The following is a 13695-nucleotide window of genomic DNA, read 5'->3' on the forward strand; positions in this document are numbered from 1 at the left end:
CATGGCTGATGGTTCGCAGAAGTTGCAAGCGCTAGTACGCTCTTTAAACCTGATCCCGTACTTTCGCAATCATCCGGGCCAAACCCCGATGGAAGCCGCCACCGACCTTGGTATGACGCCGGCGGAGCTTAAAGACGCGGTGGATCGCCTCTTTTGCTCAGGCGTAGGCCGTCACACCGAAGACCTGATCGACCTGTCCTTCGATTATCGCGACGGCATCCAAATCTACAATGACCAAGGCTTAACGCAGGCGCTGCGGCTTACTCCGACGGAAGCCGGTGCGCTTTTGCTCACCCTCGAAAGCCTCGAGGCCATGCCTGGCCTCATCGATACCGAGGCCGTTAAGTCAGCAGCCGCAAAGCTGCGGGAGATTATGGATGAAAAGACAGCAGCTATCTATGACTCTCTCGCGGATACCGATCCACATGAGTCTCAAGTCCAGGCCACGCTAGCAAGCGCCGTCGATAAGCGGCACCGCGTGCGCTTTAAATATTGGTCCGCCTCCAGCAACCAGGAAAAAGAACGCACAGTGGATCCTGCGCGCATCTTTATCTATGAATCCGAGCCATACCTCGTTGCGTGGGAGGAATCGAAAAAAGCGCATCGCACCTTTCGCTTGGACCGCATTCAAGAGGTCGAGACGCTTGCTGAAAAGGCCTACCCCCACCTGCGGGAACTTGACTTCGATCCCGAGCAGCCCTTTGCCATGCGACACGCCAAGAAAGCGACATTAGAGATTCACCCAGAATTCACATGGTTAGCAGAACAGCACGACATTGACTTGGGCGAGACGTTAAAAAATGGCTACGTAGCTGCAACGATGGCGATTGGGTCGGAGGAGTGGTTTATTCGTTTCGCGTTAAGCCAAGCTGATAGAGTGCGGGTCACCAGCCCGGATTCGCTCGTGAAGGCGATTACAGATCGCCGTCTAGCGGCACTGGGCGGTTATACTAAATAGCCGTTCGTAAGTTCAGAAGGCGGTTGCTTTTTAAAACTGCCGCCCCACACCAATAATCTGAAGAGAAAGAGGAACCCATGAGCCTGGGACCTTGGGAAATTCTAGCTATTCTGCTTGTCGTTTTGCTTCTGTTCGGCGCTACCAAGCTGCCGGAGCTGGCTCGTTCGATGGGCCGCTCCATGCGCATCTTCAAGTCTGAAGTAAACGAGATGCACCAGGAAAACCAGCCAAAGCAGGAGCCAAACCAGATTTCTGCCGCTAAGCAGTCCGACGAGGAGTTCTGGAACGGTACCTCTTCGCAGCCAGGCCAGGCCCAGCCAAACGGCGGCAACGCTAACTAATCACTAGGCCTAGCAACCACGGCGAACTCCAGCCTCAGCTGAGGTTCGGTGTTCGCCTTTTTATGTGAAAGCATCCTTTTAAACAATGCCGAAGAATTCTCCTGCGAAAGCCGCGAAGCCCGCGAGCGCACTTGCGCGTTTGCGCGCGCAACGCAAGGCAAAAAAGAACCCGTTGGGGGAGATGACGCTCGTCCAGCACCTGCAAGAGTTGCGCCGCCGCATTGTCATCTCCTTGCTTGCGCTGGTGGTAGGAACCATCGTCGGTTTCATTTGGTATCAACAGGCACCGTTTAACATGCCACCGCTCGGTGAGATTCTGCGCGGACCTTATTGTTCGCTTCCGGAAGAAAAGCGCGTGTCCTTCACCGCGGACGGAGAGTGCCGCCTTTTGGCAACCACCCCGTTCGAGATGCTGATGCTGCGAGTTAAGGTGGGCGCCCTAGCGGGTGCCGTGCTGTCTTCGCCGGTGTGGCTCTACCAAATCTGGGCCTTCATTGTTCCTGGCCTGCATAAGAATGAGCGCCGCTTTACTTTTAGCTTCGTCGCTATCGCGGTGATTCTTTTCGTTGCCGGTGCAGTTCTTGCTTACTTCATTCTGTCGGTTGGCCTTGAATTCCTCATGGGCATTGGTGAGGAATTCCAGACCGCAGCGTTGACTGGTGGGGACTATTATCGTTTCTTGCTCGGTTTGCTCATTATCTTCGGTGTCAGCTTCGAAATCCCGTTGCTCGTTGTTGCTTTGAACCTGTTGGGCATCCTGCGGTACGAGCACGTTAAGGACAAGCGCCGCATCATCATCGTGTTGATTATGATTTTTGCCGCGTTTATGACGCCTGGCCAGGATCCGTTCTCGATGCTGGTGCTCGCTGGCTCGCTGTGCTTGCTCGTAGAGCTTGCATTCCAGTTCTGCCGCATCAACGATAGGCGCCGCAAACGCGAACGCCCCGAGTGGTTGGACTTGGACGAAGAGACAGCCTCACCGCTTAATACCCAAGCCAGCGGCATTGGCGGCGCCTCCGCAGTCTCGGCTCCGACCCCGATTGCCGCACCGCAGCAAACCCGTCCCACGCAGGCTTCACAGCCATCAATTCCCAACTCTCAGTCGGCACCGAACAATAACGCGAGCTTCTTCGACGATGTGTTGTAGCAACAGGTAGCCTTGGTGCTTATGACTTCCATGCACCTGGATACCTTTCGCGCAGAACTTAGCCACCCCCTCGATGACTTCCAGGTGGAAGGTTGCCGTGCGGTTGAAGATGACCACGGCGTGCTGGTCTGCGCGCCTACTGGCGCGGGTAAGACCATCGTCGGTGAGTTTGCAGTTTCCCTGGCGCTTTCGCGCGGCACTCGCTGTTTCTACACCACGCCGATTAAAGCGCTAAGCAATCAGAAATACCACGATCTCGTAGCTGCCCACGGCGAGGATGCTGTGGGGCTTCTAACCGGCGATGTCTCCATCAATTCCGGCGCGGAAATCTTGGTGATGACCACCGAAGTTCTGCGCAACATGATCTACGCCGAGTCCGGAGCCTTGGAGCGGCTTAGCCACGTTGTCATGGACGAGATCCACTTCCTGGCCGATGCCTCTCGTGGTGCGGTCTGGGAAGAAGTCATCCTCAACCTTGATGAAAGCGTATCCATCATCGGTCTGTCAGCCACGGTTTCTAACTCGGAGGAGTTCGGTGAGTGGCTGTCTACCGTACGCGGAGATACCACCGTCATCGTCTCTGAGCACCGTCCAGTTCCGCTCGACCAATGGATGATGATTGGCCGCAAGGTCTATCCGCTCTTCGAGCCAGAGACTGAGGGACAGGTAAACGCCGAACTAGCGCGCCGCATCCGGCGCCTTGAAGCCGGCGATAGTGACGACGGCAAGACGGCTGGCAACGACCGTGCAGGTTTTCGCAGCCGCGCTCGCCACAAGGGTGGCGGACACGGCGGAAGCCGCGATAAGCGCGGCCGCTCTGGCAATGCCCGATCCCAAGACCGGTATCGTCCGCTCGGCAGGCCGGAAACCCTTCAGGTGCTCCAAGGAATGGACATGCTGCCGGCAATTACCTTCATCTTTTCCCGTGCTGGCTGCGACGGCGCGCTCTATCAATGCCTGCGCAGCCGCATGGTGTTGACCACTCAGGAAGAGTCCGAGGAGATCAAGGCGATTATCGATGCCGGCGTAGAAGGCATTCCGGAAGAAGATCTCCAGGTGCTTGACTTCAAGCGTTGGCGCGAAGCGCTGTCGCGAGGATTTGCCGCCCACCACGCGGGCATGCTGCCGGCTTTCCGCCACATCGTTGAAGAGCTCTTCGTTAAAGGTCTCGTGCGCGCGGTATTCGCCACGGAAACCCTGGCGCTGGGCATCAACATGCCGGCCCGTACTGTGGTGCTAGAAAAACTGATCAAATTCAACGGCGAGGCGCACGTCGATCTCACCCCGGGCCAGTACACGCAGCTGACTGGCCGCGCGGGCCGTCGTGGCATCGACACCATAGGCAATGCGGTGGTGCAATGGGCTCCAGCGATGGATCCGCATGCCGTCGCAGGTCTTGCCTCCACGCGTACCTACCCGCTCATTTCCACCTTTACGCCGGGCTACAACATGGCCATCAACCTGCTCGGCATGCTGGGCTTCGAGGAATCGCTGCGCCTGCTGGAAAAGTCCTTTGCACAGTTCCAGGCAGACGGCTCAGTGGTGGAGGAGACCCGCGAGGTAGAAAAGGCAGAGCACCGCGTACGCGAGCTTCGCAATCAGCTTGACGACGCCATCGATGCTCTAGCACCGCCGGCGCGTGACGGGGAGGACCCGGCCGAGGTGCTCATGGACTATATCCGTTTGCGCCGCAAGCTCACCGAAGAAGAAAAAGCCGCGCACGCGAACAACACCGCACAACGCAACCAAGAAGTCACGGTGATGCTCGCCCGCCTGCAAGTCGGTAAAGTCATTGCTATCGCAGGCAAAAAGCGCCCAATCTTGGCCGTGGTGGTCACCCCGGCAAACCAGGCTGCCGATCCGCGCCCTTGGGTGACTACTGAAACCGGCTGGTCCGGTCGCATCGACGCCTCCGGGATCAACAACCCGCCGATTGTGGTCGGGCGTATGAAGCTGCCGCGCCCAGTGCAGAAGAATCCCCGTCGCAACACCAAGTTCGTGCAGGATTCCTTCAAGCGCAACCACTATGACCGCCCGAAGAAGATGCGTTTGGAGCCGCGCAACCGACCAAATAAAAAGGTCGGTCAGTTGCGCGACGCTATTCGCCAACACCCAGCGCATGCGTGGCCGGCCACGGACCGCGAGCAGCTCGCAGGCCTGGCTCAGAAGCTTGCCCGCCGTGAACGTGACCTCGAGAAGGTCAACGCTCGTATCGAGCGCGCCACCGACACCTTGGGCAAGACCTTCAGCCGCATCGTAGACCTACTTTCAGAGATGGACTATGTGGAGTTCGAAGGCCTTGGCGCAGAACGTACCCCCGTTATCACCGACGAGGGCGAGCGCCTTGCACAAATCCACAGCGAATCCGACCTACTAGTTGCGCAGTGCCTCAAGCGCGGTATCTGGAACGAGTTGGATCCCGCGGAGCTCGCGGGCGTGGCTTCGCTGTGTGTCTTCGAAAACCGCAAGGAGACCCGCGGTGAGCCGGAGGCTGCAACGGAGGCGATGGCCGATGCGATGGAGGCAACCTACCGCATCTACACTGAGCTCATCGCAGACGAAGCACGCCACAACCTGCCGCGCACTCGCGAGCCTGAGGCCGGCTTTGCGCTCGCCATCCACCAGTGGGCCGCGGGCGCACCGCTGGGCTACTGCATGGCAGCAGCCAACGAGGCCGGTGCGGAGCTTACTCCAGGTGATTTCGTGCGCTGGTGCCGCCAGGTGGTCGATATGCTCCAGCAGATTGCGAAGACGGGCTACGAGGAAGATATTCGCCGCAATGCCCGCAGGGCTATGGATGCGATTCAGCGCGGCGTTGTGGCAATTGGAGCTTAATCCAAAAAGGTAGGCTCGAGGGCATGTCTGATTCACAAGTTGCTTTTCCCGTTTCGGTCTACGCGCAGCGTCTTAAGCATGCGCAAGAAGTCGCCGCAGAAAAGGGGATTGACCTCCTTATTCTCGGTACCGGCGCAGACTTTGCCTACCTCACCGGCTCGTGGGTTTCTTCCCACGAACGCCTGACCGCACTGGTCTTGCGCCCGGACGCCGCGCCTTTCATCGTTGCCCCTGCAACCGATATTGAGACGCTGAATGCTTCTCCTGTCGCGGAGCTGGGCATCGAACTGCGCGGCTGGCAAGATGGCGAAAATCCCTATGCGCTGGCCTGCGATTCCTTTGCACAGCAGCAGGAAGGCTCTGAAAGCACAGGGGACAAAGGGAACAAGGCGCCCACTATTGCGCTGGGCGCCTCCCTGACTGCCGATCATGTGCTGCGCTTGCAGGATAAGCTGCGCGCCAATTCTTCTGCGCAACCGCAGTACGTACTAGCCACCTACGCTTTGGCTGAGCTTTTCACCCGCAAGGATGACGCCGAGATCAAGGAGCTGGCCAAGGCGGGCTCGGCTATCGACGCCGTGCATAACGCCGTGCCGGAGCTGCTTCAGCCTGGCCGCACCGAGGCCGACGTCGCCGCTGATCTGCGTGAGCTGATCCTGCGCGAGCATGTCGAGATCGACTTCATCATCGTTGGTTCTGGCCCGAATGGCGCGAACCCGCATTATGACTACGGCGACCGCGTGCTCACTGAAGGCGAGCCGGTGGTCGTCGACATCGGAGGAACCTTGCCTTCCGGTTACCACTCCGATACCACCCGCACCTACGTCGTCGGCGGCGACGTTTCCGCGGCACCGCAGGACTTCCAGAAAGCTTATTCAGTGCTGGAGCGTGCCCAGGCTGCCGGCCGCGCTGCGGCCAAGCCCGGTGCCACCGCGCAGGATGTAGACCGCGCCACCCGCTCCATCATCGAAGAGGCGGGCTATGGCGAGTACTACACCCATCGCACCGGTCACGGCATTGGGCTTTCCACTCACGAGGAGCCTTTCATCATGGAAGGCAACGAGCTCGTGCTGGAGGAAGGCATGGCCTTTTCCATTGAGCCGGGCATCTACATTCCGGGCAAATGGGGCATGCGCTTGGAGGACATCGTTTACACCGCTGCGGATGGTTACGAGTCCCTGAACAAGGCTCCGCGGGAGCTGCGCTAGATGGCAGGGGTTTTGATCTTGGGCGGTCGCAGCGACATCGCCGGCGAGATTGCGCTGCGCCTTGCGCCGGGAAATGAACTGGTGCTGGCCGCCCGTGGCCTGCAAGGCCTTGACGAGCGCGTCGCCACGCTTCGCGCCGCGGGTGCCACCGAAGTACATACGCTAGATTTCGACGCCACCCAGGTAGAAAAGCATCGCGACCTCGTACACGCGGCGCAGCGCTGCCTTGGCGAGGGCGAAGAACTCAAAACGGCGGTAGTCGCGTTCGGCATCTTGGGCGAGCAAGAACGCGCGGAGCATGACGAAGCACACGCATTCGATATCGCACTGGTGGACTATGCCGCTCAGGTGTCCATGCTTACGGTCTTAGCTGATGAGATGAAGTCCGGACACATCGTCGCTTTTTCTTCGATTGCCGGATGGCGCGCGCGCCGCGCGAACTATGTTTATGGTTCCACCAAGGCTGGTCTAGACGCCTTTTGCCAGGGACTGGCAGATCGCTTGCACGGTGGTCCGCTCGCGCTAATCACTGCTCGCCCGGGCTTCGTCATTGGCTCCATGACCACTGGTATGAAGCCGGCGCCGTTATCAGTGACTCCCGACGTCGTGGCAGACGCCGTCGTGGATTCCATCACGGCAGATGAAGGCCGCATGCCTCGCAGCCGCACGCTTTGGATTCCTCGCGCTTTGCAGGCTCTGGCATGGGTCATGCGGCTTGTACCACGTCCTATCTGGCGGCATATGCCGCGTTAGACGCAGCGTTGAGAATTGACTGCCGAGTTTAGCTTGTAGCCAAGCCAAACTGCGTGGCCAATAGGCGCGCTTAAAAGCTGTAGAGATGCGGCGAATTGATGTCGAAGATGAACCCGCGTGGCGCAAGAACACGCAGGACCACTTCGGCATCGCCTTCCGCGATGTCGTGGAAGATAAGTCCCTGCCACGGGGTGACGGTAATCGGGACATCGAGACGACCAATCAGATCCGCAAACTCTGCCGGGATGATTCCTTTGTGTAGGCCCGCGCCAAGGTCCACGATTCCTTCGCGAGTATGCTCAGCCAGCCAACCAATTGGCAGCGCTGGCCGCTCGCCTTCAAAAGCCCCACGGTCGTGTTGGGCATTGCCGGAGCCATGCGCCACGGTAGCTGAAAGGGTATCGCTTTCTTCCAGCGCCTGGACTAGGGCTGGCACTAGCTCCTCGATGCTGAAAACATCTTTATCTAGTGCGCCGCCTTTAATCAGGCGCGCGCTATTTTCGCCCTCCAGCATCGCACCAAAGTCCAGCCCCTCGTACAGGATGTCGCCGTGGCCGCCGTCGACTCCGAGGCGCAGGTTTGCCGCAGCATCCAAGCTTTCTACTACTGCTGCGATATCGCGTGCCACGGCACGAGCAGCGGCAGATAGAGGAGAGGCCAGCACCGGCTTAGTACCTGCCAGCAAACCCGGGGCGCTAACGCGCTCCAACAGCTCTTGCTGATCATGCACGCCGCGTAGCTCCAGTGCGGCGCCTTCTGTCAAGTACACATTCCCATCGGCCAAATCTTGAGCCAGGGCCGCAATCTCTACCCAGTCGGTCGCGGTGGTCGAGCCTGCGACCGGAACAAAGCGTGCGATGGTGCCGAAGGTGGCGTCGTCAAGCAGCAGCGGCGCGCCATGAGGAGCGCCCTGCGGTGATTCTTGGGGCGGGGTGTGGGGCAAATCAGTCATGGCTGCGATCTTAACTTTCCTCGACCTACCGCCAATATTCGCGTCTGCCAAGGGGTGTTGGCCGCACGCGCAAAGTTTGCGGATAGGTAGGGTAGAAGCCATGCCTTTTGTTCTGTTTATCGCCTATGTTTTGCTCGAGTCCGTCGCCTTTTGGGCCGTGGCTAAATGGCTAGGCATCTTGGGCGCGGTGCTGGCGCTTTTTATCACCATGTTCTTCGGCATGACCATTGCCGCATGGGAGGTTCGCCGCATCATGCGTCGTCAGGTGGTCCGCGGCGAAGATGGCATCTATTACATGGACGGCAAGCAGGCGGGAAAGACCGCAGGCAACGTGGGACTCACGCTGGCAGGCGGCATGCTCTTATCGATGCCAGGCTTTGTGTCCACCATTGTGGGCGCGTTGCTGATCTTCGCGCCTACCCGTTCCCTGGCGCGTACTATCCTCGCAGCATCAATGGTGCGCAAGATTGAGCACATGGGTACCCGCATCTTCGAAGCTAGCCCCATGGCACAGCACCACGATTCTTATGGCAGCTTCGGCGGATTCGATGGCTTCAAAACAAACAATGGTTCTAACGTGCGGAATCCTTTCCAAGACGGCTCGGCAGAGGTCCTTGACGAGGAAGAAATCCGCAAGTGGAGCGAGAATCTCAGTCCGGATGATTTCACCGACGGTGGATCTGGTTCTGCGGGGGATTCCGCGAAGTAATGAAACACCTTTTAATCCGCCTGACGCTAGCCTGCCTGTCGAGCGGTCTTACTTTTCTAGCCGTCCAGCCACTCGGCTGGTGGCCAATGGGAATCCTAGGCATTGCGTTGCTCTATGGCGTGCTCACGCCGTGGGGGAGTAATGCCCCTACTTTGCGCGCCGGCGCGGGCAACGCGTTTGCACATGGATTCGTGCTCTACCTGCTCACGCTGCCATGGATCGGCGAATTGGTGGGCAATTTTCCTTACGTCGCCTTGGCGTTTTGGCTAGCGCTATACAGCCTCCTGCTGGGCATGGGCGGCACTGCGTTAGCGCGACATAAAACGGGGTTTATCTTCTTTGCGTTCTTCTACGTCGCCGTCGAGATGCTGCGTTCGAGCGTTCCCTTCGGCGGTTTTTCCTGGGTGCGTCTGGCTTGGGGGCAGATCGACGGGCCGCTTGCGAACCTCGCACCGCTAGGCGGGCCTGCGCTTATCACCTTCGCCACGGTGCTAATGGCGTCCGGCCTCGTAGGGATGATTCGATCGCGCGGCAAGTTGCGTGCGGGGGCTGCCGCTGCTGTCATCCTTCCGCTTATCGTTGGGTTCGCTGCAGGCAGTCTAGTTAATCGCCCAAGCAAAACAGTAGGTGAGGTCAACGTTGCAACAATCCAGGGCAACGTGCCGCGCATGGGGCTAGACTTTGCCGCTCAGCGCCGTGCGGTGTTGGAAAACCACGTGCGGGTAACGAAGGAGGCCGCCGCGGCAGGCAAACCAGTGGACATGGTCATTTGGCCGGAGAATTCTTCCGACGTAAACCCATTTGAGGACGCCCAAGCAAGCGCGCTTATCGACGCCGCGGTGCACGCCATCAAGGCCCCCATCCTCGTGGGCACACTGACTGAGGACGCAGCGGGCTCGCGTAATACCATGCAGGTCTTTAAAGCAGATGGGGAAGTAGGAGAGCACCACTACAAAAAGTATCTGCAGCCTTTCGGCGAGACCATGCCGATGCGTTCTTTCTTCCGCAAGATCACCGACTTGGTGGATTTGGCCGGTGATTTCAAGGCCGGCGATGGCCCCGGCGTGGTCCACATGAACAACGTATTGGTTGGGGTGGCTACCTGTTACGAGGTTTCTTTCGACCAAGCCTTCCGCAGCTCGATTCGCAATGGGGCGCAGATTCTTACGACGCCGACGAATAACGCCACCTTCGGATACTCCGACATGACCTATCAGCAGTTGGCCATGAGCCGTCTGCGCGCCATGGAGACCGACCGCGCGGTTGTGGTGGCGGCGACCTCCGGCGTCTCCGCCATCGTCGCCCCAGATGGCACGGTGAGCCAACAGAGCGAAATTTTTGAGCCCAAGTATCTGATTGAGACGCTTCCGCTGCGCGAGGGTACGACGATCGCTGTAAGGTTTGGTTCGCTCCTGCAATGGCTGATGGTTATCATTGGTACAGTCAGCGCGTTGTGGGCTCTTCGCTCATTGCGGAAGAAACCTTGTTTAAGCGCGCCACGCAGAAACTCTGCCGTCTTAGCGGCAGCAAACAAAGAGGAGCTTTAAAAACGTGAGCAACACCCACGCTTCCACCTTGGTTATCATCCCGACTTATAACGAGATCGAAAACCTTCCGCTAATCACCGGACGCGTCCGCAAGGCAACGCCAGAGGTCAACATCCTCATCGTTGACGATAATTCTCCCGACGGCACCGGTGAAGCAGCGGATAAGCTCGCAGCTGAAGACGAAAAGCTGCACGTCCTGCACCGTGAGGGCAAAGGTGGCCTGCTGGGCGCTTATATCGCCGGCTTTAAGTGGGGCCTAGAGCGCGACTACCAGGTTCTCTGTGAGATGGACGCTGACGGCTCTCACGCACCGGAGCAACTGCACCTGCTGCTCGCTGAGATCGACAAGGGCGCTGATCTGGTAATCGGCTCCCGCTACATTCCAGGCGGCGAGACCGTCAACTGGCCGACTTCCCGCGAGTACCTGTCTCGCCTGGGCAATATCTACATCTCAGTGGCTCTGGGCGCAGGCCTGTCCGATATGACTGCAGGCTACCGCGCATTCAGCCGCGAGCTGCTCGAGTCCATCGACTTCGAAGACTTGTCTAAGGCTGGCTACATCTTCCAGGTAGATCTTGCTTTCCGCGCCGTCAAAGACGGCTGGGATGTACGCGAGGTGCCAATCACCTTCACCGAGCGCGAGTACGGCGAGTCTAAGCTTGACGGCTCTTTCGTCAAGGATTCACTGATGGAGGTAACCAAGTGGGGCGTCGCGCATCGCTCTGAGCAGGTCAAGAACTTCGCCGGTGAGGTAGGAAACATCGCATCCTACACCTACCGCCACAGCAACATCCCGGGCTTGGGTGCCAAGGTCAAGGAAGGCCTTGCCTGGACCGGTGACTTCGCAGACGAGGTCAAGTCTCTGCTCAAGCACCAGTTCGGCAACTCCAAGTAGTACACCAAGTACTTCGTCGGGCTAAGCCCGCAAAAGCGGCCTGTGAGCTTCTCCTTTAACACTTAGATTTAATATCTAGGAGAGCTGACAGGCCGCTTTCTTATTTCTATTTAGCTGCGTTTCTCCGCTGGGGAAGGCCGCACTAGCCCTGGTTCTCCTGCTCTTCCTTGAGCAGGCGAGCGGCAGAACGACGGCGGGAGCGCAGGTTCTCAATGCGCTCGCTGAGAAGCTCATCCAGCTCCTCAATGGAGCGGCGCTCACGCAGCATATCCCAGTGGGTGCGTGGTGGCTTAGCTGGCTTGGACTCAACGCCTTCGCCCTCAATCAGGGTGCCAAGCTTACCGTTCTTGCACATCCACTCCTCAGGAATTTCCGCATCATCTGCGAAAGGAACTTCGTAGATGTCACCATCTTCGGTACGGTACTTGACCATCTGGCGTGGTGCGAGATCGTGGTCACGGTCCGTCTCGTAGCTGACGGCGCCCATGCGGCTACCACGGAGTACGCGATCTGCCATGCAACATCATCCTTTTCATAAAGTGTGCTTGGAAGGGTAGACATACATCACCCAAGAAACTAACAGTATAACGAAGTACTCCGCGGGTTTGTTCCCACCCCGGGATAAATGGACTAAGGTGTATCAGGTGATCCGTCAAGCTACCCGCGACCGCGCCCAAGCCACATGCCAATGGTGCGGCAAGGAGATCCCGCAAGGAGGGCGTGGACGCCCTCGTAAATTCTGCAGCCCATCTTGCAAACAACGAGCATACGAGCAGCGCAACAACGTCTCTGGAACCTCGATTCCGAAAGACGCTGTCATCATGACGCCCGAACGCGCTGACGCGCTTCGCGACGGCCTGTTTGAGCTGCGTTGCTCCGCAGAGGACATCGGGATTGCCGCACAGGAAGGCGCGGACGCTAAAGAGCTTCAACAGCTATGCACGGAGCTTGTCACTCTGGCACGTCGGCTCGAGGAATTGAGATAAGGACAAATGCAGAAACTTCTACGTAACCGCAAGCTGGTCATCTCCATTTTCGTGGTGCTGATCCTCATTGCAACCTTGGTGGCGCTTGGCCCGCTGTTTTACTCGATCTACATGGGCCGTGGCGTAGAGACCAAGCCTGTCGACGCCACACATACCAAGCCAGCAAGCACTGAACTAGACGGCAAATGGCACGTTATCGCTGGTACGCCGCATAATTTCACCTCAGTTGGCTTCAGCATCGACGAAATCCTACCTGCTGAGAAAACCCGCACCTCGGGTTCCACCAAGGAAGTTGAAGGTCAGGCCGTAATTAAGGACCAAAAGGTTGAAGAAGGCACAATCGTTGTCGATATGACCAGCCTGACCACGGATAAGAAGGTCCGTGACCAGAATATGAAGGACAAGCTCTTCATCACGCGCGAGTACCCGGAGGCCAGCTTCAAGCTGACGGAGCCCGCTGACTTGTCGAACGTTCCTGAGGACGGCTCGTTGGCCAAGGTGACACTGACGGGCGAGCTTACTATTAAGGACAAGACGAAGAAGGTTAGTGAAGATTTTGACGTTGTCCGTGACGGCAAGACGATTGTCCTGGGCGGCAACATTCCGGTGAACCGACTGGATTATGGAATTGAGACCCCAGAACTAATCGCCGCAAAGATCGCCGAAGAAGGCGAAGTTAATATCCGTGTAACGCTCGAGAAGTAGAAAATCAGATAGTGATGAACTCCAAACATCTGATTCCGATCATCTGGTTCAGGCTCGTAGTGTTGATTGGCTTTGCCATATTCGTCGGCATCCAACAGATGTGGTTGTTGCTCGGCGTTGCAGTCTTATTGGGATGTCTGACGGGGTTCCAATTGTTTAACGCATACAAACGCCAGTAACGGAAACACCACCGCTTAAAGTCACAGTTACTTTAAACGGTGGTGTAAGTGTATGCCGGACAACCGCGAAAATGGCGGGCGATCGCGTTTATCTATATTGATAAATGTCCGATAATGTACATTATGTCATTTTAGATTGGGCTGGCCAATCTCCCATCTAACCGGCAGGCACAGAAACCTCGTCTGCCTCCCGCCGGGCGCTAGAGTCAGACTCACTGACAGTCTCGGCATCACCTCCGGGTCCGCTGTCTCCCGCCAAAGGCTTGCGGCGAACCAGCGCCGCGATCACAGCGCCAGTAATGTTCGCCCACACCGCAGCAACGACGCCAGGCAACGCAGCCTCCGGCGTAAAGAACTGAAGCGCCAATGCTGAAGCCAGACCAGAGTTCTGCATGTGCAGCCACGAAAGTCACCACTGTTTGGCTAGAAACCCCATCTCCTGCACGTTAGGTAACACTTACTATCGGTTAATAGATATAT

General features: G+C 57.9%; 13 protein-coding genes and 1 pseudogene. 11 read left to right on the top strand and 3 right to left on the bottom strand.

Annotated features, from left to right (window positions below):
• Window position 1 precedes the first annotated feature (1 nt).
• The 6 genes from HMPREF3158_RS10515 (at window position 2) to HMPREF3158_RS10540 (ending at window position 7242) form a co-directional block, all read left to right on the top strand.
• Entirely contained in the window at window positions 2-958 is a 957-nt protein-coding gene (locus tag HMPREF3158_RS10515) for a helix-turn-helix transcriptional regulator (RefSeq protein ID WP_062035024.1), read from the top strand.
• Window positions 959-1035: 77 nt separating this feature from the next.
• Window positions 1036-1299 (top strand): Sec-independent protein translocase subunit TatA, encoded by a 264-nt coding sequence (gene tatA / locus HMPREF3158_RS10520; RefSeq protein ID WP_062035022.1) that lies wholly within the window; start codon window positions 1036-1038, stop codon window positions 1297-1299.
• Window positions 1300-1384: 85 nt separating this feature from the next.
• Window positions 1385-2446, top strand: a complete 1062-nt coding sequence (gene tatC / locus HMPREF3158_RS10525; RefSeq protein ID WP_371326207.1) for a twin-arginine translocase subunit TatC — start codon at window positions 1385-1387, stop codon at window positions 2444-2446.
• A 21-nt stretch (window positions 2447-2467) separates the two neighbouring features.
• Window positions 2468-5281 (top strand): DEAD/DEAH box helicase, encoded by a 2814-nt coding sequence (locus tag HMPREF3158_RS10530; RefSeq protein WP_070498468.1) that lies wholly within the window; start codon window positions 2468-2470, stop codon window positions 5279-5281.
• A gap of 23 nt (window positions 5282-5304) precedes the next feature.
• Window positions 5305-6489 (top strand): M24 family metallopeptidase, encoded by a 1185-nt coding sequence (locus HMPREF3158_RS10535; RefSeq protein ID WP_070498469.1) that lies wholly within the window; start codon window positions 5305-5307, stop codon window positions 6487-6489.
• Window positions 6490-7242 (top strand): SDR family oxidoreductase, encoded by a 753-nt coding sequence (locus tag HMPREF3158_RS10540; RefSeq protein WP_062035016.1) that lies wholly within the window; start codon window positions 6490-6492, stop codon window positions 7240-7242.
• Window positions 7243-7312: 70 nt separating this feature from the next.
• Here the strand turns inward: HMPREF3158_RS10540 and HMPREF3158_RS10545 are convergent, their stop codons facing one another.
• Window positions 7313-8194, bottom strand: a complete 882-nt coding sequence (locus HMPREF3158_RS10545; RefSeq protein ID WP_062035014.1) for a hypothetical protein — start codon at window positions 8192-8194, stop codon at window positions 7313-7315.
• Window positions 8195-8294: 100 nt separating this feature from the next.
• Between HMPREF3158_RS10545 and HMPREF3158_RS10550 the strand changes: the two genes are divergently transcribed.
• Genes HMPREF3158_RS10550 through HMPREF3158_RS10560 form a run of 3 tightly spaced genes read left to right on the top strand, consistent with a single transcriptional unit; the run spans window position 8295 to window position 11345 of the window.
• Window positions 8295-8903 (top strand): FxsA family protein, encoded by a 609-nt coding sequence (locus tag HMPREF3158_RS10550; protein ID WP_062035012.1) that lies wholly within the window; start codon window positions 8295-8297, stop codon window positions 8901-8903.
• On the top strand, window positions 8903-10450 hold the full coding sequence (gene lnt, locus HMPREF3158_RS10555) for an apolipoprotein N-acyltransferase (protein ID WP_070498471.1): 1548 nt from the start codon (window positions 8903-8905) through the stop codon (window positions 10448-10450). Before HMPREF3158_RS10550 ends, lnt begins: the two co-directional genes overlap by 1 nt.
• 4 nt (window positions 10451-10454) lie before the next feature.
• Window positions 10455-11345, top strand: coding sequence for a polyprenol monophosphomannose synthase (locus tag HMPREF3158_RS10560; RefSeq protein ID WP_070498473.1), 891 nt, complete (start codon window positions 10455-10457; stop codon window positions 11343-11345).
• Window positions 11346-11487: 142 nt separating this feature from the next.
• On the opposite strand, the gene HMPREF3158_RS10565 is transcribed toward HMPREF3158_RS10560, so the two are convergent.
• A complete protein-coding gene (locus HMPREF3158_RS10565) occupies window positions 11488-11862 on the bottom strand; it encodes an RNA polymerase-binding protein RbpA (protein ID WP_070498475.1) in 375 nt (124 codons plus the stop codon).
• Between the two features lie 127 nt (window positions 11863-11989).
• Between HMPREF3158_RS10565 and HMPREF3158_RS12615 the strand changes: the two genes are divergently transcribed.
• On the top strand, window positions 11990-12331 hold the full coding sequence (locus tag HMPREF3158_RS12615; RefSeq protein WP_235591278.1) for a hypothetical protein: 342 nt from the start codon (window positions 11990-11992) through the stop codon (window positions 12329-12331).
• Between the two features lie 6 nt (window positions 12332-12337).
• Window positions 12338-13036 carry a YceI family protein gene (locus HMPREF3158_RS10570; RefSeq protein ID WP_062035006.1) on the top strand — a complete coding sequence of 233 codons (699 nt, stop codon included), beginning with the start codon at window positions 12338-12340 and terminating at the stop codon, window positions 13034-13036.
• 336 nt (window positions 13037-13372) lie between these two features.
• Here the strand turns inward: HMPREF3158_RS10570 and HMPREF3158_RS13225 are convergent.
• A pseudogene (locus tag HMPREF3158_RS13225) lies at window positions 13373-13606 on the bottom strand (hypothetical protein); the annotation flags it as partial.
• Between the last annotated feature and the right edge of the window lie 89 nt (window positions 13607-13695).

The organism is Corynebacterium sp. HMSC06G04 (assembly GCF_001807365.1).
Lineage (GTDB): Bacteria > Actinomycetota > Actinomycetes > Mycobacteriales > Mycobacteriaceae > Corynebacterium > Corynebacterium simulans.